Source organism: Erwinia endophytica (assembly GCF_009295515.1).
Taxonomy (GTDB): Bacteria; Pseudomonadota; Gammaproteobacteria; order Enterobacterales; family Enterobacteriaceae; genus Erwinia; species Erwinia endophytica.
This window is the reverse complement of the sequence record NZ_RQVV01000054.1, coordinates 21,981-41,269: the sequence shown is the minus strand read 5'-3', so window position 1 is coordinate 41,269 and position 19,289 is coordinate 21,981. Positions and strand designations below refer to the sequence as shown.

General features: G+C 52.4%; 19 protein-coding genes and 2 pseudogenes. 10 read left to right on the top strand and 11 right to left on the bottom strand.

Going from position 1 to position 19,289, the window contains the following annotated elements; all coding sequences use genetic code 11:
- Nucleotides 1–8 precede the first annotated feature (8 nt).
- The gene (ubiU, locus tag EH228_RS16680; protein WP_152322748.1) at nt 9–1,004 is read right to left on the bottom strand and encodes a ubiquinone anaerobic biosynthesis protein UbiU; all 996 of its coding nucleotides are present in this window, start codon (nt 1,002–1,004) and stop codon (nt 9–11) included.
- Between the two features lie 216 nt (nt 1,005–1,220).
- Here ubiU and ubiT point away from each other — a divergent pair.
- Nucleotides 1,221–1,744: pseudogene (ubiT, locus tag EH228_RS16675) on the top strand (ubiquinone anaerobic biosynthesis accessory factor UbiT).
- A complete protein-coding gene (locus tag EH228_RS16670) occupies nt 1,738–2,241 on the top strand; it encodes a GNAT family N-acetyltransferase (protein WP_152322746.1) in 504 nt (167 codons plus the stop codon). The pseudogene ubiT and the gene EH228_RS16670 overlap by 7 nt, the downstream one beginning before the upstream one ends.
- On the opposite strand, the gene EH228_RS16665 is transcribed toward EH228_RS16670, so the two are convergent.
- Complete coding sequence (locus EH228_RS16665) at nt 2,228–2,533, bottom strand: GIY-YIG nuclease family protein (RefSeq protein ID WP_152322745.1); 306 nt, start codon at nt 2,531–2,533, stop codon at nt 2,228–2,230. The two genes, EH228_RS16670 and EH228_RS16665, sit on opposite strands and share 14 nt — an antisense overlap.
- A 131-nt stretch (nt 2,534–2,664) precedes the next feature.
- Between EH228_RS16665 and EH228_RS16660 the strand changes: the two genes are divergently transcribed.
- Nucleotides 2,665–3,096 (top strand): YhbP family protein, encoded by a 432-nt coding sequence (locus tag EH228_RS16660; RefSeq protein ID WP_152322744.1) that lies wholly within the window; start codon nt 2,665–2,667, stop codon nt 3,094–3,096.
- A gap of 11 nt (nt 3,097–3,107) precedes the next feature.
- Here EH228_RS16660 and nrdG read toward each other — a convergent pair whose 3' ends face one another.
- A complete protein-coding gene (gene nrdG / locus EH228_RS16655; protein ID WP_152322743.1) occupies nt 3,108–3,572 on the bottom strand; it encodes an anaerobic ribonucleoside-triphosphate reductase-activating protein in 465 nt (154 codons plus the stop codon).
- Nucleotides 3,569–5,707 carry an anaerobic ribonucleoside-triphosphate reductase gene (gene nrdD, locus EH228_RS16650; protein WP_152322742.1) on the bottom strand — a complete coding sequence of 713 codons (2,139 nt, stop codon included), beginning with the start codon at nt 5,705–5,707 and terminating at the stop codon, nt 3,569–3,571. The genes nrdG and nrdD overlap by 4 nt, the downstream gene beginning before the upstream one ends.
- A gap of 327 nt (nt 5,708–6,034) precedes the next feature.
- On the opposite strand from nrdD, the gene EH228_RS16645 reads away from it, so the two are divergent.
- Nucleotides 6,035–8,611 (top strand): DEAD/DEAH box helicase, encoded by a 2,577-nt coding sequence (locus tag EH228_RS16645; RefSeq protein WP_152322741.1) that lies wholly within the window; start codon nt 6,035–6,037, stop codon nt 8,609–8,611.
- Between the two features lie 6 nt (nt 8,612–8,617).
- On the opposite strand, the gene treC is transcribed toward EH228_RS16645, so the two are convergent.
- From treC to EH228_RS20265, 5 genes are all read right to left on the bottom strand, one after another.
- A complete protein-coding gene (gene treC, locus EH228_RS16640) occupies nt 8,618–10,276 on the bottom strand; it encodes an alpha,alpha-phosphotrehalase (protein WP_152322740.1) in 1,659 nt (552 codons plus the stop codon).
- Nucleotides 10,277–10,687: 411 nt separating this feature from the next.
- Nucleotides 10,688–11,074, bottom strand: a complete 387-nt coding sequence (gene ridA / locus EH228_RS16635) for a 2-iminobutanoate/2-iminopropanoate deaminase (RefSeq protein WP_152322739.1) — start codon at nt 11,072–11,074, stop codon at nt 10,688–10,690.
- Nucleotides 11,075–11,208: 134 nt separating this feature from the next.
- Nucleotides 11,209–11,673, bottom strand: a complete 465-nt coding sequence (gene pyrI / locus EH228_RS16630; protein WP_152322738.1) for an aspartate carbamoyltransferase regulatory subunit — start codon at nt 11,671–11,673, stop codon at nt 11,209–11,211.
- A gap of 14 nt (nt 11,674–11,687) precedes the next feature.
- Nucleotides 11,688–12,620 (bottom strand): aspartate carbamoyltransferase, encoded by a 933-nt coding sequence (pyrB, locus tag EH228_RS16625; protein ID WP_152322737.1) that lies wholly within the window; start codon nt 12,618–12,620, stop codon nt 11,688–11,690.
- Nucleotides 12,621–12,640: 20 nt separating this feature from the next.
- Nucleotides 12,641–12,781, bottom strand: a complete 141-nt coding sequence (locus tag EH228_RS20265; protein WP_193323370.1) for a hypothetical protein — start codon at nt 12,779–12,781, stop codon at nt 12,641–12,643.
- Between the two features lie 90 nt (nt 12,782–12,871).
- On the opposite strand from EH228_RS20265, the gene EH228_RS16620 reads away from it, so the two are divergent.
- Nucleotides 12,872–13,102, top strand: coding sequence for a Rossmann-fold NAD(P)-binding domain-containing protein (locus tag EH228_RS16620; RefSeq protein ID WP_240116316.1), 231 nt, complete (start codon nt 12,872–12,874; stop codon nt 13,100–13,102).
- A gap of 154 nt (nt 13,103–13,256) precedes the next feature.
- Nucleotides 13,257–13,895, top strand: coding sequence for an NAD(P)H-dependent oxidoreductase (locus EH228_RS16615; RefSeq protein WP_152322736.1), 639 nt, complete (start codon nt 13,257–13,259; stop codon nt 13,893–13,895).
- Nucleotides 13,896–14,053: 158 nt separating this feature from the next.
- On the opposite strand, the gene EH228_RS20590 is transcribed toward EH228_RS16615, so the two are convergent.
- Nucleotides 14,054–14,248 (bottom strand): hypothetical protein, encoded by a 195-nt coding sequence (locus EH228_RS20590; RefSeq protein WP_240116317.1) that lies wholly within the window; start codon nt 14,246–14,248, stop codon nt 14,054–14,056.
- A gap of 9 nt (nt 14,249–14,257) precedes the next feature.
- Here EH228_RS20590 and EH228_RS16605 point away from each other — a divergent pair.
- Nucleotides 14,258–15,040, top strand: a pseudogene (locus EH228_RS16605) (ABC transporter permease); the annotation flags it as partial.
- Between the two features lie 78 nt (nt 15,041–15,118).
- On the opposite strand, the gene argF reads toward EH228_RS16605, so the two are convergent.
- Nucleotides 15,119–16,132 (bottom strand): ornithine carbamoyltransferase, encoded by a 1,014-nt coding sequence (gene argF / locus EH228_RS16600; RefSeq protein ID WP_152322734.1) that lies wholly within the window; start codon nt 16,130–16,132, stop codon nt 15,119–15,121.
- A gap of 154 nt (nt 16,133–16,286) precedes the next feature.
- Here argF and rraB point away from each other — a divergent pair, with 154 nt between their 5' ends.
- The 3 genes from rraB to EH228_RS16585 all read left to right on the top strand — a co-directional run bounded on the left by rraB (nt 16,287) and on the right by EH228_RS16585 (nt 19,277).
- Nucleotides 16,287–16,700: a ribonuclease E inhibitor RraB gene (gene rraB / locus EH228_RS16595; protein WP_152322733.1), complete on the top strand. Its 414-nt coding sequence runs from the start codon at nt 16,287–16,289 to the stop codon at nt 16,698–16,700.
- 145 nt (nt 16,701–16,845) lie between these two features.
- Complete coding sequence (gene miaE, locus EH228_RS16590) at nt 16,846–17,607, top strand: tRNA isopentenyl-2-thiomethyl-A-37 hydroxylase MiaE (RefSeq protein ID WP_152322732.1); 762 nt, start codon at nt 16,846–16,848, stop codon at nt 17,605–17,607.
- A gap of 338 nt (nt 17,608–17,945) precedes the next feature.
- Nucleotides 17,946–19,277, top strand: a complete 1,332-nt coding sequence (locus EH228_RS16585) for an OprD family porin (protein ID WP_152322731.1) — start codon at nt 17,946–17,948, stop codon at nt 19,275–19,277.
- Nucleotides 19,278–19,289 lie beyond the last annotated feature (12 nt).

The window sequence follows — 19,289 nt, the reverse complement described above, 5'->3', positions numbered from 1 at the left end:
GGATCCCCTTACTGCCATTCACGGTGGTATGCGCCCAGCGTGGTTTGTGTCCCTTCGCTCAAGGCGCTCAGAGCGGTCATCCAACGCTGTTGGGCCAAAAAATCGCCAGGGTTGGCCATACAATGATCAAGGGCCTGACGCCAGATACGGGCGACCTGACCAACATAAGCCGGGCTACGCTGGCGACCTTCAATTTTTACCGAGGCAATATTTGCCGCCAGCAGTTCGGGCAGCAATTCCAGTGTGTTCAGGCTGGTGGGTTCCTCCAGCGCGTGGTAGCGTTGTTCTTCAACTTTATAACGGCCCTTGCACAGCGTGGGATAGCCAGCATTTTCATGCATGCCATAGCGGTCAATCAGCACTTCATTTAGCCGTGACTCCAGCCCATTTGGCGTTTGCTGCCAGCGTACATAACGGGCAGGTGAACAGGCACCAACCGTATTGGGTGATTCCCCCGTCAGGTAAGAAGAGAGATAGCAACGCCCTTCAGCCATAATGCACAGACTACCAAAAGCAAAGACCTCCAGTTGCACGGAGGTGGCGCGAGAAAGTTGGCGTACCTGATGGATCGATAACACGCGGGGTAATACCACACGGGCGACATCAAAGTTGCGTTGATAAAATTTTACGGCTTCAGCATTGGTTGCGGATGCTTGCACCGAGACGTGGCGCTCGATATGTGGATGGCGATTCGCCGCGTAATCCAGCATCGCAATATCGGCCAGAATTAGCGCATCCACGCCGGCTGCCGCAGCCATATCTACTGCCCGCTCCCAGCGTTGATAGCCATGTGGATGAGCAAAAGTATTGATCGCAACATGCAGTTTACGTCTATGCTGATGAACGTAACGGGCCGCTTCTTCCAGGCGTTTTTCGGTAAAATTCAGTCCGGCGAAATGACGAGCGTTAGTGTCATCTTTCAGGCCGATATAAACCGCATCTGCACCATTTTCGATTGCCGCCTTCAGCGCTGGCAGATTGCCTGCAGGACAAAGCAGTTCCATAAAATGAGATTCCGAATAAACAGAGGGACTAATAAGTGTAGTCATAGATACGATGACAATTTTTGATTTAAGGCAGTTAATGGCGTATTGATGATGGGTGAACAGGTGGGTAAACCTGGCCGGTTTTGCAGACTTTGTTGATCTAACTATCTGATACGTCTTGTCAATTATGGCAAGATAGACGAAATTTATTTAACTTACAGAGGAGTCAGAATAGTGTTGAGTCCATTACGCTCGCAATTAGTGCGAAAAGGTCCGCAAATTCTGCGTTTCCCCCTACAGTTTTCTCCTTTTATACTCAAAAAAAAGTTCCTTGAGCAATTGCTCTCCTGGCAATTTCATCATGCATTGGTTGAGGGAGAGTTAGACTTTTTGCAAGGACGTTGGTTGGGTATTGAGGTTCGTGATCTGGGTGTGTGCTGGTCCATGACGGCAGACCAGGATAAGTTACGGGTGGATTCTCGTACCGACGTGGATGTCTGGTTCCGTGGCGATGCTAACGATTTGTTGCTGATTGCTGCCCGTAGGTTGGATCCTGATACCTTGTTTTTCCAGCGACGCCTGGTGATTGAGGGTGATACGGAACTGGGACTTGAAGTGAAGAATCTGATGGATGCTATTGAGCTTGAATTTATGCCAGCGCCGTTGCGTTTCGCACTCATGCAACTGGCTGACTTTGTTGAGGCAGGACTGAGTGAGGACGCGACTCCCCATAGGATCGCGCAGGTGTATCATGTTAATTCGGACTGAAATCGGGGTGGATGCCCCCAGCATAGACAGTTTACTCCGCCGTTGTTTTGCAAGTTCAGCAGAAGCTGAGCTGGTGCAACAATTGCGTGAAGACGGTTTACTGACACTGGGTGTGGTCGCCACTGATGATGAAGGTCAGGTTTTGGGCTACGCGGCATTCAGCCCTGTAACGCTAAATGGTGAAGATAAACAGTGGGTCGGCCTGGCGCCACTGGCTGTGGATGAGAGCGTCCGTGGTCAGGGGCTGGGCAAACAGCTGATTTATGAAGGGCTGGATACGCTGAATGAATTTGGCTACGCCGCCGTAGTGGTGCTGGGCGATCCTGCATTTTTTGGCCGCTATGGCTTCGAACCGGCATCCCGTCATCAGCTTCGCTGTCACAGGCCGGAAACGGAAGCCACATTTCAGGTCTATAAATTGGCAGACGAGGCATTGGTTGGGGTGGAAGGCAACATCGAGTATTCAACACCGTTTAACCGTTCTTAATGGCGCTGAGCCACAGACTGAGCGAGACGGGCTGGTGGGCAACCAGCCTGATCTTGTCCTGACGTTTCAGTTTCTTTACCTGATATTCCAGTTTTGATGCGCTGGAACGGTCACCGGCCTCACAGTGAAATAATAACTCCAGTGGACCTTTGCCGCGCAGCGCTTTGGCGCCTTTTCCGGCTTGATGTTGGGCGAAGCGTCGTGCCACATCGTTGGTAATGCCGGTATAGAGCACACCACTGGCAGTGCGCAAAATGTAAAGACGCCAGGGCGTCGTTGTAGCGTTATTCATCAATTATGCCTGGTCGGGTTGGCTTTCTAAACGTTACCCTGCAATTCTACCACTCTGGCAGCCATTAACGATTCTCATTTTGTTAAACTGGCGGAAAACAGGGTAAACACGTTTTTTCCCAGGGAGTTCTCATGTCCGATTCTCAATCATTTGATGCCATCTCGCACTATCTGCAAAAGCAGCATGTCCTTTCGGTTTGTGCCGGGAAACCGGTCTGGTGCGCCAACTGTTTTTATATCTTTAATCCACAAAAGCGGGTCTTCTGGATAATGACCGAACAGGACACCCGGCATGGCGCTCTGTTCGCCAGCGATCCACAAGTCGCCGGTACTGTCAGTGGTCAGCCAAAGACGGTGTTGTTGATTAAAGGGGTACAGTATTCAGGCAGGATCAGACGACTGGAGGGAGAAGAGCAGGAGCAGGCCCGCGAGGCTTATGTGAAACGTTTCCCGGTCGCGATAAAAGTTTCGGCTCCGCTATGGGAAATTCAGTTAGAGGAGCTGAAGATGACTGACAATACGCTGGGATTCGGTAAAAAACGGCACTGGCGACGGGAAGAATAAGCGGCTGACCTCTAACGTAAATAATGGATCACCTGGTTGCTGCTGCCCCGCCAGGGGAGCATTGGGTCGCTCAACGACTGCTCAAACTTGCCGTCGACCAATACATTGATCAGGTCGACAACGCGCTGTTGCTGCGTACTCAGTTCCTCCAGCCGGTAACCGGTCCACAACCAGATATCCTTACTGATACAGTCATGGCGTACGCGCTTAACCAGTCGAAGTACATCCGCCACATTGGCCGGATGCAACGGGTCTCCCCCCGACAGCGACAGTCCCTGTCGGGGAATACGCCGATCGTTGAGATCGGCGATCAACTGCTCCTCCAGCTGTACCGTGAAAGGGTAACCGGAATTGAGTCGCCAGGTGCTTTTGTTATAACACCCGACGCACTGGTGTTCGCAGCCAGCTACAAATAATGTGCAGCGGGTTCCCGGTCCGTTAACAATGTCGACCGGGTAATACTGGTGGATATTCATCCCAATTGTCCGCTCGCCATATGTTTGACGCGGCGTTTCACCTCTTCCTGCTTCCCGGCATTAAACGGACGAGCATCCGGGCTGCCCAGGTAGCCACATACCCGACGAGTAACGGAAACCCGTGACGGATCGTGGTTACCACATTTGGGACAGGTAAACCCTTTGCTGGTACAGGTGAATTCACCGGTAAAACCGCACTCATAGCACTCATCAATCGGGGTGTTAGTACCGTAATAAGGCACGCGGCTATAGCTGTAATCCCAGACATCCTCCAGCGCTTTCAGATTGTGCTGGATATTAGGGTATTCGCCGTAACAGATGAAGCCGCCGTTCGCGAGGGGAGGGTAAGCTGCTTCGAAGTCAATTTTATCAAACGGGTTGACCTTCTTCTCGACGTCGAGGTGGAAGCTGTTGGTGTAATAGCCTTTGTCCGTGACGCCGCTGACGATGCCAAACTCTGCGGTATCCAGACGGCAAAAACGGTCACAGAGATTTTCGCTCGGCGTACTGTACAGGCTGAAGCCATAACCGGTCTCGTCCTTCCACTGGTCCACCGCCTGGCGCAGACGCCGGACAATCGCCAGCGCTTTTTCTCGGAGTTGCTCATCGTCATACAGATGTGTTTTGCCGCCGCTCAGCGCATTAATCGTTTCATGAATGCCGATATACCCCAGCGAAATTGACGCGCGACCATGTCTGAAGATTTCCGCCACGTTGTCGTCCGCGTTCAGTCGTACGCCACAGGCGCCTTCCATATAAAGAATGGGCGCCACGCGGGCTTTGATATTTTCCAGCCTGGCGATGCGGGTCATCAGCGCCTTCTTCGCCAGCAGCAGACGCTGGTCAAGCAGATCCCAGAAAGCCGCCTCATTTCCCCGGGCCTCCAGGGCGATACGCGGCAGGTTCAGACTGATAACCCCAATATTGTTACGACCTTCGTGCACCTGCTGGCCGTTCTCCTCCCACACCCCGAGGAAGCTACGGCAACCCATTGGCGTCTTGAACGAGCCGGTCACTTTGACCACCTGATCATAGTTGAGGATATCGGGGTACATCCTCTTGCTGGCGCATTCCAGCGCCAGCTGTTTAATATCATAGTTGCAATCTGCAGGAGAGCGGTTAAGCCCTTCTTTAATAGCGAAAACCAGTTTGGGGAACACGGCTGTTTTATGATTTTTTCCCAGACCGGCAATACGGTTATGCAGGATAGATTGTTGTATCAGGCGGGCTGACCAACTGGTGCCCAGGCCAAAGCCAAAGGTGACGAAGGGGGTCTGTCCGTTAGCGGTGTGCAGTGTATTGACCTCATATTCCAGCGACTGGAATGCATCAAAACACTCTTTTTCCGTACTGGTGCGCGCGTAGGCTTCCGCATCGGCAATGTGCCATTTTTGTGCAGTCTGGCGATGTTTTTCCAGACTGGCTTCGACAAACGGTGCCAGTACTTCATCTATGCGGTTGATGGTGGTGCCGCCATAAATGTGGCTGGCCACCTGGGCAATAATCTGCGCGGTGACGGCGGTGGCGGTCGAGATTGATTTTGGCGGTTCAATCTCTGCGTTACCCATCTTGAAACCGTGGGTCAACATGCCTTTCAGATCGATAAGCATGCAGTTAAACATGGGGAAGAAGGGGGAATAATCGAGATCGTGATAATGGATTTCGCCACGCTCATGCGCCATGACCACATCGCGCGGTAAAATATGCTGCGTGGCATAATGTTTGGCGACAATGCCGGCCAGTAGATCGCGCTGAGTCGGGATAACCTTGCTGTCTTTATTGGCGTTCTCATGCAACAAGGCCGGGTTGGTTTGCTCAACTAAACCACGGATCGCTTGATTCAGCTTACCGCGCAGTTCACGTGCCACATCCCGGTCATGACGATATTCGATATAGGTGCGGGCCAGCTCAGGGTAGTGTCCGGCCATCAGTGCATTTTCTACCGTGTTCTGAATATCGTGGATGTCGACACGATCCTGCATTTGTAGCTGCTGGCAAATCTGGCTGGTCACCTGCGCGCAGTAGTCATCATCTTCTATCCCCGCCGCGCGGGCCGCGCCTTTAATTGCATCCAGAATACGCGCTTCATCGAAGGCGACCCTGCAGCCGTCCCGTTTAATCACCATTGATACCATCACTGCACTCCTACTGATAAAACTATATGTAGGATATAATAGGCGTACCAGACGCTATATATGGTGTTTTTTACCTGGTATAACTGCGTTTTTCTTGATGTGGAACAAAGATTGAAAAATGATGGCGTAAAGTTAAACACTTAGATGGGAATAAAATTCCCCAGGCTCAAGCCGGGTCGTCTCCTGTGCGTCAATGTTAATGAGCGGGTAATATTTTTGCCCATCAATCCGCGTTGCATGGTTGCATTCATAGCCTGGGAATTCATATCATTACCTGTTATGCGGAGCACTTGTGCCCTTGCTCTGCTCATCCCGGGATACTGTCTGATGCCTTCTGTGACATACAATGAAAAACAGGTTAGTCGTTGGATTGGTGCGCGCACCGTCGCCAGAGCGAAAGGGTTGGTCGATAAAGCGCAAAACATTCAGTGGCAAAACAATCTGTTAACCGGTGAAGTTCCTGGAAGAAAAATGGAACCTTTCCAGGTGATGGTGCATTTCAGCCTGCCGCAGGGTCAGTTGTATGCCAGCGGGGAATGCACCTGTCCGGTAAAAAATAACTGTCGTCACGTGGCGGCGGTGATGCTGGCGAATCTGCGCCAGCAGCCTCAAATCCCTCCGCAGGCGTCAACCGCGACGAGTATCTCTGCTGAACCCGTTCCCCTGTTACGGCTGGAATCCCGGGCGAAGTTTGTCAGTGGTTTTGGTCGCTATGGGCACCGCCAGAAGCGGCTTGACTTCGCTGCCGTCCATTTCGATTATGCAGGTGTTCGGGTGGCGGCTGGCAGTAGCGATGAGTGCTTCAGCGATGAGCATGGCGCTCTTTTCCATATTGAACGGCAACGCGAGCATGAGGAGCACTGGCTGCAAGAGATTCATGCCGCCGGTTTGCAGACGATTCCCTCCGGGCATATCTACACGCCGGCATCCGCACCGTTGCCGCCAGCTATCTTTGCGCCTGAATCGCCGACTCAGTGGCGCGATTTTATTCACGTGATGTTGCCGACGTTACGCAGACGTGGCTGGAAAGTCAGCATGGACGACGACTTTACCTGGAATGTTACCGATATTGAGAATATCAATGGTCGCGCGGTACAGGGCGACGATGGCTGGTTTAACCTGGAGATGGACGTCAGCGTCGGTCGTCGCCAGGTCAGCTTGCAACCGTTGCTGGCGGGTTTGTTCCAGAAAGATCGACGCTGGTTGTCAGGTGATCTCGCGACGATTCCAGATGAGGAAGTGATTGAGCTGCGTAGTGATCGTCATGAGCGGTTGCATATCACCGCTGATCGTCTGAAGCCGATCGTCGGGAATCTGGCCGACGTATTGGCGAAAAGCGCCATCGCACCACTGCGCATTGCGCCTTATGAGGCGGGGCGGCTGACCGCATTAAGTGATACGGGGCGTTGGCAGTTTCAGGGGGAGAGTGGTGTTTACCAACTTGCCGAGCGACTGCGTACCGGAGCCGGGATCCTGCCGGTCAAGCCGCCAGTTGGCCTGCGGGCTCAACTGCGAGACTATCAGCAGCAGGGGCTGAACTGGATGCAGTTTCTGCGAGAGCAGGATCTCTCCGGTGTACTGGCTGATGATATGGGGCTGGGAAAAACTATCCAGACCCTGGCTCACCTGTTACTGGAGAAAGAAGGGGGACGGCTTAATCGTCCGGCGCTGATTGTCGTGCCGACGACGCTGGTCTACAACTGGACACAGGAAGCGAACCGGTTTGCGCCTGATCTGAGTGTGTTGGCGTTGACGGGGCCACAGCGCAAAGATTTTTACGACCACATCGGTCAGTACGATGTAGTGCTGACCACTTATTCTCTGCTGTGGCGCGACCAGCCTCACCTGCTGCGTTACCACTATCATCTGCTGATCCTTGATGAGGCGCAGTACGTCAAAAACAGCGCTTCCCGCGCCGCGGCGGTGATCCGTTCCCTGCAAGCTTGTCACCGTCTGTGTCTGACGGGAACACCGCTGGAAAACCATCTTGGCGAACTGTGGTCGCAGTTTGACTTCCTGCTACCTGGTTTCCTGGGCAGTGCGAAGCAGTTCACCCAGGACTGGCGTATTCCCATTGAACGCAATGGTGACCGTGTCCGTCGTGAGCTACTGGCCCACCGCGTACGGCCCTTTATGCTGCGACGGCGTAAGCAGGAAGTCGCAAAAGAACTGCCACCGAAAAATACCATTATTCGTTCAGTCGAGTTGGAGGGGGCCCAGCGTGATCTGTACGAGGCCGTGCGCAGCACGATGCAGGATCGTATACGGCTGGCGGTAGAGCAACAGGGCGCCGGGCGCAGTCATCTGCTGGTGCTGGATGCCTTGCTGAAATTGCGGCAGATCTGTTGCGATCCGCGACTGGTGAAAACGGACAAAGCGCTCAAGGTGAAACATTCAGCCAAGCTGGCGCTGCTGCGGGAAATGCTCAGTAATCTGCTGACCGAAGATCGCCACATCCTGATCTTTTCTCAGTTCACCAGCATGCTGACGCTGATTGCCGAAGAGTTACAGAAAGTGCGCATTCCGTTTGTCATGCTGACGGGCAGTACACGAGATCGTAACGAACCGGTGAGACGCTTTCAGAATGGCGAAGTACCGGTATTCCTGATCAGCCTGAAAGCTGGCGGCGTCGGCCTGAACCTGACGGCGGCGGACACCGTCATTCACTACGATCCCTGGTGGAACCCGGCAGTTGAGAACCAGGCGACAGATCGCGCTTATCGTCTGGGGCAGGATAAGCCCGTCTTTGTCTATAAGCTGATTGCCGCTGGCAGCATTGAAGAGAAAATCGTTGCACTGCAACAGCAAAAGGCTGAACTGGCGGACGGTATTTTGCAAAACGAGTTGAGTGAACTGGGCCAGTTCAGCCGTGATGACCTGGCCGCGTTGTTCGCACCGTTGTAGCGGTGCTCAGCATTTCTGATACCACCACACTGCTTCCCATGGCCGCAGCATCACCTCTCCCGGCTTCACGTGTGTATCCGGATAGTTACTGATCAGCACCTCCCAGTGGCCGCTGTAAGCGGGAGGATGCCACACCTGTGTTTCCGGGCTGAAGTTGCTGGCCACGACCAGTGTTTCATTTTCATGGCGGCGACAGTAACACCACAGATGGGGGTGATCCGGTAACAGATCAAGGTAATCTCCCCAGGTGAGAATCGGGTAGTTTTTCCGCAACTGAATCAGTTTCTGATAGGTGTAAAATACGGAGTTCTTGTCGGCCAGCGCCGTCTCAGCGTTAATCGTCTCCAGATTATCGCACATGCCGATCCATGGCGTGCCGGTGGTAAAACCGCCATTTTCGCCGGCATGCCATGGCATCGGCGTGCGACCATTATCGCGGGATTTGCTGGCGAGGATCGCCAGCAGATTGTGGCTATCTCGCCCTTGCGACCGCAGTTCGGCATACATGTTATGGCTTTCGATATCCCGGTAATCGATGATGCGGGTGAAGTGCGGGTTGGTCATCCCTAACTCTTCGCCCTGAAAGATATAAGGCGTTCCCTGCATACCGTGTAGCACCATCGCCAGCATTTTCGCCGACGGTACACGATACTGCCCTTCATCACCCCAGCGCGACACGACCCGCGGCTGATCGTGGTTACACCAGAACAGCGCATTCCAGGCGTTGTTATACATCCCCTGCTGCCAGTGGGTGAAGATCGCTTTTTGCGCCACCAGATCCAGCGGCGTCAGTGTCCACTTCTGACCATTGTAAAAATCCACCTCAACGTGATCGAAACTGAACACCATCGACAATTCTTCACCGTTCAGCGCACCGTAACGCTGACAATGTTCCAGTGTCGCGGAGGACATTTCACCTACTGTCATCAACCCGCGTGGGCGAAAAACATCCCGGCTCATCTCTTGCATATATTCGTGGATACGGGGGCCATCGGTGTACAGTCGCAGGCCGTCTCCCGCGGGATCGTCCGGAAAATCCTGGGGCTTGGAAACCAGATTCACCACATCCAGTCGCAGCCCATCGATGCCACGATCCGCCCAGAAATTGACGATCTGCTTCAGCTCGGCGCGCAGGTTATCGTTTTCCCAGTTCAGATCCGCCTGTTCCGGCGCCCACAGGTGCATATAGTACTGGCCGCTTTCCGGGTGCCAGCGCCAGGCGCTGCCGCCAAACTTCGACTGCCAGTTATTCGGCGGTTCGGCTGGCGTGCCATCACGCCAAATATAGTAAGAACGATAGTGACTTTCGCGGTTCAGCGCTTCATGAAACCAGTGATGCTGGGTTGAACTGTGATTGAACACCATGTCGAGGATCAGCCGCATCCCGCGGCGGTGGGTTTCTGCCACCAGATTATCGAAGTCGTTCATGGTGCCGAAGAGGGGGTCGATAGCGATGTAGTTCGCCACATCGTAACCATTATCCACTTGTGGTGAAATATAGAAAGGCGTCAACCAGATAGCATCAACTCCCAGCGTTTTAAGGTAGTCGAGATGTTGGATAACCCCGGCAAGATCGCCTGTTCCGCTGCCAGTGGTATCCTGAAAACTCTTGGGATAAATTTGATAGATAACGCCGTTTTGCCACCATGGGGGAGTTTTAGTCATTTCTCGATCCTGATTCTCAGGTAAAAAGATCTGTGTGCTGATATATAGCCAAAATAATTCAAATTGCAGGCGTAAAACGCGCAACGCATTTTTGCACCATGCCAGGGCCGACTTCAGTGGGGCCAGGGCGGATCACATGGCTGACGGCGCTGATTCAGATAAGTAGCCGGGCTGTGCTCGTACTACTGGCGTACCTGCAATGTGCAGTATGAAAGCGATAAAACGCTGACTTTTTTCTTCCATAAGGTTAGCCACTAACTGAGTCCGTCACCAAATATTACCTGGTGTCTTATCGTGATCGGATGTCACTCGATGTGTACTGCGAATGATGTTTAGGCGCGTATGACAGAGCAACGTGGCGGGAGGATAAGGGGCAATAGCAACCTCTCCCTTGTGGGAGAGGGATAAGCCTTAGCGGCGAACAGCGATGGCTTCGATTTCGATTTTCACGTCTTTCGGCAGGCGGGCTACTTCCACGCAGGAGCGGGCTGGGAAACGGGCATTATGCTCAGTAAAGAACGCTTCATAAGCAGCATTCACGGTGGTGAAATCGTTCAGATCCTTGACGAACACCGTGGTTTTGATGATATCCGCTACGTTCAGTCCGGCTGCTTCAATAATCGCTTTCACGTTGGCGAGCGACTGGCGAGTCTGGGCACTCACGTCATCGGCGACGGCACCGGTTTTGGGATCGACCGGGATCTGACCAGAAGTGATGATCATGCTGCCCAGATCGACGCCCTGAACGTAAGGTCCGATAGCGGCTGGCGCGTTTTCAGTGCTAATTTCGCGAGACATAATTTCTCCATGTTTAACGAGGCGTTGGTGGAACGCATTCATTTACCCCGCGCGCGTGCGCGGGGCTGACCCGGATTGCCGGGGCGGCATGGCGTCCGCCCGAATCGGCCCCATTATAGGCTGCTGCGTGCTGATTACCAGTTTGCCAACACCACATGATGAGCAAATTCTTTTTCACAATATTTGCACGTTAAGTGCACCGCGTTATGACGCTTTTTCACCGCGAAGCTGGAATTCACCGGTTCGTTGCGACTGATGCAGTTACTGTTCGGACAGGTCAACACGCGTTCGATGTTATCCGGCAGCGTCGGGGAAATTTTGCCAACCACCTCATAATTATCAATGCGGTTCACCGTGGCGTGGGGAGCATAGACTGCCAACTGGTTGATCTGATCGTCGGTCAGGAAGGTGTTGGCAATCTTGATCAGGTCTTTGCGCCCCAGCTCGCGAGAAGGCAGGTTCAGACCAATGGTAATGCGCTGATCCGTTTCCGTCAGGCGGAACAACGACAACAGCTTAAAGCCAATTTGTGCCGGGATATGGTCGATAACTGTACCGCGTTTAATCGCTTCGACCTGCAATTTATTGTCTTGCGTCATTGTCAGTTTCTCCGTTACCGATCCATTTTGCTGAGTACCAGTGCCAGCAGCGCCTGGCGGGCATAAATACCGTTGCCAGCCTGTTGGAAATACCAGGCATAGGGCGTTTTATCGACGTCAGGGGTGATTTCATCAATACGCGGCAGCGGGTGGAGCACTTTCATATGGTCGCGAGCGCCCGCCAGGTCGGCAGCTCGCAGAATAAATTGTGCCTTCACATTGGCATATTCAGAAGGATCCAGACGCTCTTTCTGTACGCGGGTCATGTACAGAATATCCACCTGCGGCACCACCTCCTCGATGCTGTCGTGACGGCTCCAGGCAATGCCTTTCTCATCCAGCATATCGGTAATGTAGGCGGGCATCGCCAGGGCATCCGGCGCGATAAACATAAAGTGATTACCGTCGAACTTCGCCAGCGCCTGCGTCAGGGAATGTACGGTACGGCCATACTTCAGGTCACCGACCATGGCGATATTCAGATGACTCAGTCGGCCCTGCGTTTCACGAATAGTGAACAGGTCGAGCAGGGTTTGGGTCGGATGCTGGTTCGCACCGTCACCTGCGTTAAGGATTGGGATGCCGGAAGAGAATTCTGTGGCCAGGCGCGCGGCACCTTCCTGCGGATGGCGCATGACGATGGCGTCAACATAGGTGCTGATGACGGAAATCGTATCCGCCAGCGTTTCACCTTTCTTGCCCAGCGAGGTATTACTGCCATCAGCAAAGCCGACCACGGAAGCGCCGAGTCGATGGATGGCCGTTTCGAAAGACAGACGAGTACGTGTTGAGGCTTCAAAGAAGCAACTGGCCACCACGATATGCTTTAACAACTCCGGTTGTGGATTTGCTTTCAGGCTGGCAGCGGTGTCCAGCACCCGTTCCAGTTCCGCACGGTCGAGATCGTTAATCGAGATAATGTGTTTTTTATACAGCGGGTTAGCCATATTTTCTCTCCTCAGCCCCGTTATTGGTCAACGGACAAAAAAAAGCCCCTCAAGTGAGGGGCTTTTTTTTTAAGATCGGTGATGCCTGGTAAGGAAAAACGCTGCTGCCCGCCTGCGGTGAAGCGCGTCAGTCCAGCAATATTAACAGCATTCTGTATCATGCATCCTCCCGGCAAACGGGGAGCATTATACGCTGTTGCGGGCGGGGTTCAAGCTATCCGCGCCGCTTTCTTCCTGTCAGTGACGGTACTGTGGTACTAAAGCCGCGCTTAACCAGTTATGCCGCACGACAAGCCATCACGCATCCCGGACGGGCTTTATTACTGTTTGCTCCAGGCTGGATCCGTACGGCGCTGGGAGGGGCTGATGCCGCTTTGAGTCTGGAAGAGACTATCCCTGACATTATCAGTGTTATCGAGAACAAGCGAGGTAAGCCGGGCCTGGAATATGTAGACCGTTTTGGTCAGATCGTACCATGGTAAAAATGCTGACGGCCTCCCTTTGACTGGGATAGCTCATTATGCTTCTGGTGCAAAGGTTCATGCTGATAAGCTTTGCAGCGTAGTATTCGTTGGTGGATACTCGCTGATTGATATCCCGGTTTATTTCCTCACTGACATCATTAAGGAAGATATTTTGACAACTGTTAATGAAAGACTGGCCTGGCGCTACGCAACCAAGAAATACGATGCCAGCAAAGTGGTACCGGACGATAAGCTCGAACGTATCATTGAAGCTGTCAGGCTGACACCAACGAGCAGCGGCTTGCAGCCGTTTGAGCTGATTGTTATCAGTAATGCGGAGATCCGGGCCAAAATTCGAGCCGTAGCGTGGGATCAGGCACAGATTACCGATTGTTCGCACCTGTTGGTGTTTGCCGCATGGGATGACATCACGGCGGATCGCGTGAATATGATGTTTGATCTGACCAATGAGATCCGGGGATTTCGCAATGAGGGCTGGGAGAATTACCGTCAGAAGCTGCTGGGTATCGTTGCAGGACGCGGAACCGAAGCCAATTATCAGGCAGCCGCGCGTCAGGCTTATATTGGTCTGGGCAGCGCCCTGATTGCCGCCGCTTTCGAAGAAGTGGATGCAACCCCAATAGAAGGCTTCGATCCTGAAGCGGTCGATGAGATACTCGGTCTGAACGCTAAGGGGTTACGCAGTGTGCTCCTGATGCCGCTGGGTTACCGCGCTGCGGAAGGCGACTGGCTGGTAAACCTGCAGAAAGTTCGCCGCAGCCGCGAGAACTTTGTGACGGAGATTAAGTAGTCGTTGCCGGGCTGTTTTTCAGGCGAAAACGATAAAATTGTGCCGTCGGAGACCGCTTAACCTTTGCTGTGTGGCGGGTTAAGCGGCCTTTGCATCTCCACGGTACAGTGTATGCCTCGCTATTGAGCGGGTCGATAGTGGAAAGCCTCGCCGGCTAATCAAAGATGATTTAAGTCTGTTCTTGCCTTTTGCCATAAATCCACGCAGGCCTGAGCCAGTGCCAGGGTGGGATCGAGAGCGATCGGCAGAAATGACGAATCAATGGCATTAAGTGCCGGCGGCACTTCGGTACAGGCAAGGATCAGTTGTTCTGCGCCGCGTCTCACCAGTTCGGCCGACAGACGATCCAGCAATACTCCTCCCTGCCTTTCATCGCCCGAGTCTGGAACCAGCAGTGGGTACGTCAATTGACAATATTGCTGCTGGTGATGTGGGAGTTGGCGGCGCGTTGGCAGAACAATGATCTGCTGTTGCCAGGATTCCTTCAGACGCTACGGGCATTCAGCCAGGACATGGCCAGTGGTGAATTGCCTGCCAGGGTCATTATCTCTCTTAGTTTGCTGCTCAAAGGTTATGCCATTGGCAGTGTGCTGGCGCTGGCGCTCAGTGCTCTGGCGGTTTCAACCCGTACGGGGCGTGACTTACTCAACATATTGACATCGATGTTGAATCCCCTTCCTGCGATTGCTTTACTGCCGCTGGCACTGCTGTGGTTTGGGTTGGGGGCGAAAAGTTTGGTTTTCGTGCTGATCCATTCGGTAATGTGGCCAATGGCGCTGAATACTTATGCTGGCTTTCTTGGCGTCTCGGAAACCTTACGCATGGCGGGTCGTAATTATGGCCTGCGCGGTGGACGTTACGTCGCCTGCATCCTTATCCCGGCAGCATTGCCCTCGATCCTCTCCGGTCTGAAAATCGGTTGGGCCTTTGCCTGGCGAACGCTGATTGCGGCTGAGTTGGTGTTTGGCGCATCCAGCGGCCAGGGGGGGCTCGGTTGGTACATATTTCAAAATCGCAATGAACTGTACACTGATCGGGTTTTTGCCGGTCTGGTGACGGTGATTATCATTGGTTTGCTGGTTGAAGGGATTATTTTCTCAAGTATCGAAAAATTAACCGTCAGACGCTGGGGAATGCAGCGTTAATCCGTATCAGTGGATGACCGGATAATGGTCGGGATAGGGGAAAACGGCGGAGTCGGCTATTTTACTCCGCCGTCGGGGTTAATCTGTCGGCGAGGCAAGCGTCGCCACCATGACCGCTTTGATGGTATGCATACGGTTTTCAGCTTGATCGAATACCACGCTGTGCGCGGATTCGAACACCTCGTCAGTGACTTCCATTCCACCGTGCAGATGGTATTGTTCGGCTATTTGCTGGCCCAGTGTGGTCTGCTCATCATGGAACGCGGGTAAACAGTGCAGGAACTTCACCCGTGGATTTGCGGTAAGCGCCAGCAGTGCGCTGTTCACCTGGTACGGGCGCAGCAGGGCGATACGTTCCTGCCAGACCTCCTTCGGTTCACCCATTGACACCCAGACATCGGTATAAATAAAGTCCGCGCCGTACACCCCTTCAGCGATATCTTCGGTCAGGGTAATTTTCCCTCCGGTTTTTTCCGCCGCTTTACGGCATTCGACGACCAGTTCGGCATCTGGCCAGCAGCCTTTGGGCGCGACGAGACGCAGATCAAGACCAACTAACGCAGCGGCTTCCATCATGCTGTTACCCATGTTATTGCGGGCATCGCCGGTGTAGGCCAGGGTCATCTCACTAAAGGCTTTTTCCGGCAGATGTTCCTGCATGGTCAACAGGTCGGCCAGTAACTGCGTTGGATGGAACTCGTTGGTCAGGCCATTCCACACCGGTACCCCCGCATGCTGCGCCAGCGACTCAACCCGTTCTTGCCCGTAACCGCGATACTGAATGGCGTCATACATCCGGCCCAGTACGCGGGCGGTATCTTTCATCGACTCTTTATGACCAATCTGGCTACCGCCAGGGCTGAGGTAAGTGACGTTAGCGCCCTGATCGTATGCGGCAACTTCGAAAGAGCATCGGGTACGGGTCGAGTCTTTTTCGAAGATGAGCGCGATATTTTTGCCTTTCAGGTGCTGAATTTCTTCACCATTTTTCTTCGCGGTCTTCAGGGTGGCGGCCAGCGCCAGTAAAGCCGTTATCTCGGCAGGGGTAAAATCGAGCAGCCTGAGAAAGTGACGTTGGTATAACTGACTCATAAAGCACTCCGCATAAATTTGAATTAAAATTCAATTTAACCGTATGAATATTCATTTTCAACCCCAGCACGCAGAAACTTTTCTTTAGAGGTAGAGGCGGGAAGGGCGCTGTGGGAAAATACGGTGAAAGATGCGACACACTGAGGAACGGATTATGGCAAATGAAGCATTGCTGGAAGAGCAGCGGGAAGAGACGCGGCTGATTATTGAAGAACTGTTGGATGATGGCAGCGACCCCGATGCGCTCTACACGATTGAACACCATCTCTCCTGTGACAACTTCGACGCCCTGGAAAAGGCGGCGGTGGAAGCGTTCAAAATGGGGTACGAAGTGACTGACCCGGAAGAGCTGGAATTGGAAGATGGCAGCAAAGTCATGTGCTGCGATATTCTGAGCGAAGCCGCGCTGAATGCTGAGTTAATCGATGCGCAGGTTGAGCAACTGGTCAATCTGGCCGGAAAGTTCAACGTCGACTACGACGGCTGGGGCACCTACTTTGAAGATCCGGATGCTGAAGATGAGGATGGCGAGTACTTCGATGAAGAGGATGATGGCACCCGTCATTAATCACTCCACCAGGTAAAATTGGCGGGTGGATATATTCCGCCCGTATTGAATGTTGCCCGACAGCGTGCAGTATGGTTGGGCTGTCTTACCCCCTGTGATACGAATTTGTTTTACCTTTGCTTCTTTATATGGATTGTCTGCCCCCATGAATACCGACCTTCTCCTTGCCCCCGTTCATTCGTTTCTGCACTGCCGTACGCCACAGGCGTGGATCGATGAAGCCAGCAAGCCAGAAAACCTGCCGCTGCTGCTGACTGATCATCTGGTTTGTGAACTGAAAGCGGCACAGACCGCTATGTGGCTAATCCGCAAGTATGTCGCTGATAAGGAGAGTGGCGAAACGCTGCTGACGTGGTTGAAACCGTGGGAACAGTTTGTCCACAGCGAGACGGTCTCGCTGGAATTTTTGCAGCAGCATAAAGGACTGTCGAAAGCGATTATCAGCCGGACTGACGTCGAGTATGGCGACCTGCTGGTGGATAAAATGGTGTTGTTGATTAAAGAGGAACTGCACCATTTCTGGCAGGTAATGGAGATTATGCAGGCGCGTAACATTGCCTATATGAAAATTACCGCCAGCCGTTACGCCAAAGGGTTATTGCGTGAAGTGGCCACTTACGAACCGCTAACGCTGGTGGATAAGCTCATTTGCGGTGCGTATATCGAGGCGCGATCCTGCGAACGGTTTGCCAGTCTGGCCCCTTATCTGGATGACGAGCTGGCGGCCTTTTATGTTTCATTATTGCGTTCTGAAGCACGTCATTATCAGGATTATCTGGCCTTAGCCGTGCAGATTGCGCCGTCAGATATTGCTCTGCGGGTGAGGAAGATCGGTGAAACGGAAGCGAAACTGATCACTGAGCCTGATAATGAATTACGTTTTCATAGCGGGGTGCCAGCGTGGTAAACGTGGATGCGTGTGCCACTAATAATAATGCAGCGAATTGTAGTATAGCGAGGATAAATGCGCTTACATGATTTACTCAATGTTCAGCATGATAAAAAGCCATGATGTTATTATAACCGGTAACATTCTACATTTACGTGATGTATTAATGTTATTTTTACCTGTTTTTAATTTGAGCAACAGATCACAAAAGTTATTATCAGCTTTTGTTATTTGAACTGAGGTGTGTATATTCCTGACAAGACATCAGGATTGTTACCTCGGGCAAAACCTGGTTCGTGAAACTCAGTGTGTTGACTGATTTTTGCGAATCAGGTTTTTCTTTTAAAGGAATAAAAATGAAAAACAGGGTGTTTTTTTTACTGATATTTTTTGCGTTAATGATGGGGAAATTCGTACAGGCAGAGGAACCCGACAATACTATTTCCACTGATGGCAATACATTTTTGCACAACACGCATCTTGATTTGAACTTGCGTAATTACTGGAAATATTTAAAGGAAGATGAAGCACAATCCAGACAGGTGCATAGTGCCTGGGGCCAGGCGGCTAATTTTAATCTGCAATCGGGTTATTTGTGGGATGTGATTGGTTTTGACGTCACCTGGACTCGCGCCGTTAAACTGGGCGCCTCTGATTATTTCTCTTCACGTGGTCTGTTGTATAACCGGGGTGAGGGGATGAATAAAAATAATGCCCACGGTTTTAGCAAATTTAACCAGCGTTACGTTAAGGTGAAATGGGGCGACGGCACTCAGGGCGCTCAGGGCAAAGGTGGTTGGCAGGAACTGACAAACTTCGGCGTGCTGACCACCACCAACCGTTTATCCCGCAACAGTTATTCTGGCTACAGCGGCACATTTAACTGGCAGGCTTTCAAACTGGATGTGGCTTATGTGACACGCGCCCTCCGTCACGATTCTCCGGAGAGTCTGCACCTGCTAACCAACGACAAGCGGGATATTCAGGCACTCTTTACCAGTGGGTTAACGTACCAGGCGACGGATAGCAAGTTTGTTTACGCGTATGGCGAGGCGAAAGATTATCTTCGCCGCCAACTGATTGAAGCCAGCTATCCGCTTTCTCCGCAATGGCGGCTTTCCTCGCAGCTCTATCACAGCCAGGCGCTGGATAAATACAAATCGATGGCGGCCAGTAAAAGAGAGTTTGATAACCAGGCCAGCCATTACGTCGGGGAAGTTCAGTGGCGGAATAAAGGCTGGAGGCAGCGGATGGCGCTGGCCTGGACATCGGCGAGCAAGAAGAATGCCGTCGGGTATTATGGTCGCCCGATGACCAAAAACACCCGTGGACGATTCAATTCCATGACCTCAGCCGGTAAACATTATATGCGGGATAAAGAACTGGCGCTGGTTTCATATACCGAATATGAAATTATGCGCGGGCTGGCCAGCGGCATACAGATTAATTACGGGCAGTTCAATTATAAAAATAACACCGTACGCACAGGGGAAATAACCTGGCTGAATCGCTGGCAGCCTTCTCATCCCAGCCTGAAAAACCTCTCCATCTCCACGCTCATTGGCTATGGTTGGTCCTATAAAAATAACAAAGAAACGCCGTTACTGAATGCTGACGGAAAATATATGCGCTCTCCCAGTTTATCGTCTGAGATAGCCATTAATTATAAATTTGGTCTGTTCAATTAAAAGGAGTTGAGT

Excerpts from the sequence above, each read along its gene's own strand:
- argF (WP_152322734.1), bottom strand. The coding sequence starts at position 16,132 with ATGAGTCAGTTATACCAACGTCACTTTCTCAGGCTGCTCGATTTTACC.
- nrdD (WP_152322742.1), bottom strand. The coding sequence starts at position 5,707 with ATGGTATCAATGGTGATTAAACGGGACGGCTGCAGGGTCGCCTTCGAT.
- EH228_RS16670 (WP_152322746.1), top strand. The coding sequence starts at position 1,738 with ATGTTAATTCGGACTGAAATCGGGGTGGATGCCCCCAGCATAGACAGT.
- pyrI (WP_152322738.1), bottom strand. The coding sequence starts at position 11,673 with ATGACGCAAGACAATAAATTGCAGGTCGAAGCGATTAAACGCGGTACA.
- rraB (WP_152322733.1), top strand. The coding sequence starts at position 16,287 with ATGGCAAATGAAGCATTGCTGGAAGAGCAGCGGGAAGAGACGCGGCTG.
- EH228_RS16645 (WP_152322741.1), top strand. The coding sequence starts at position 6,035 with ATGCCTTCTGTGACATACAATGAAAAACAGGTTAGTCGTTGGATTGGT.
- EH228_RS20265 (WP_193323370.1), bottom strand. The coding sequence starts at position 12,781 with ATGATACAGAATGCTGTTAATATTGCTGGACTGACGCGCTTCACCGCA.
- ubiU (WP_152322748.1), bottom strand. The coding sequence starts at position 1,004 with ATGGAACTGCTTTGTCCTGCAGGCAATCTGCCAGCGCTGAAGGCGGCA.
- EH228_RS16660 (WP_152322744.1), top strand. The coding sequence starts at position 2,665 with ATGTCCGATTCTCAATCATTTGATGCCATCTCGCACTATCTGCAAAAG.
- ridA (WP_152322739.1), bottom strand. The coding sequence starts at position 11,074 with ATGTCTCGCGAAATTAGCACTGAAAACGCGCCAGCCGCTATCGGACCT.
- EH228_RS16585 (WP_152322731.1), top strand. The coding sequence starts at position 17,946 with ATGAAAAACAGGGTGTTTTTTTTACTGATATTTTTTGCGTTAATGATG.
- treC (WP_152322740.1), bottom strand. The coding sequence starts at position 10,276 with ATGACTAAAACTCCCCCATGGTGGCAAAACGGCGTTATCTATCAAATT.
- pyrB (WP_152322737.1), bottom strand. The coding sequence starts at position 12,620 with ATGGCTAACCCGCTGTATAAAAAACACATTATCTCGATTAACGATCTC.
- miaE (WP_152322732.1), top strand. The coding sequence starts at position 16,846 with ATGAATACCGACCTTCTCCTTGCCCCCGTTCATTCGTTTCTGCACTGC.
- nrdG (WP_152322743.1), bottom strand. The coding sequence starts at position 3,572 with ATGAATATCCACCAGTATTACCCGGTCGACATTGTTAACGGACCGGGA.
- EH228_RS16665 (WP_152322745.1), bottom strand. The coding sequence starts at position 2,533 with ATGAATAACGCTACAACGACGCCCTGGCGTCTTTACATTTTGCGCACT.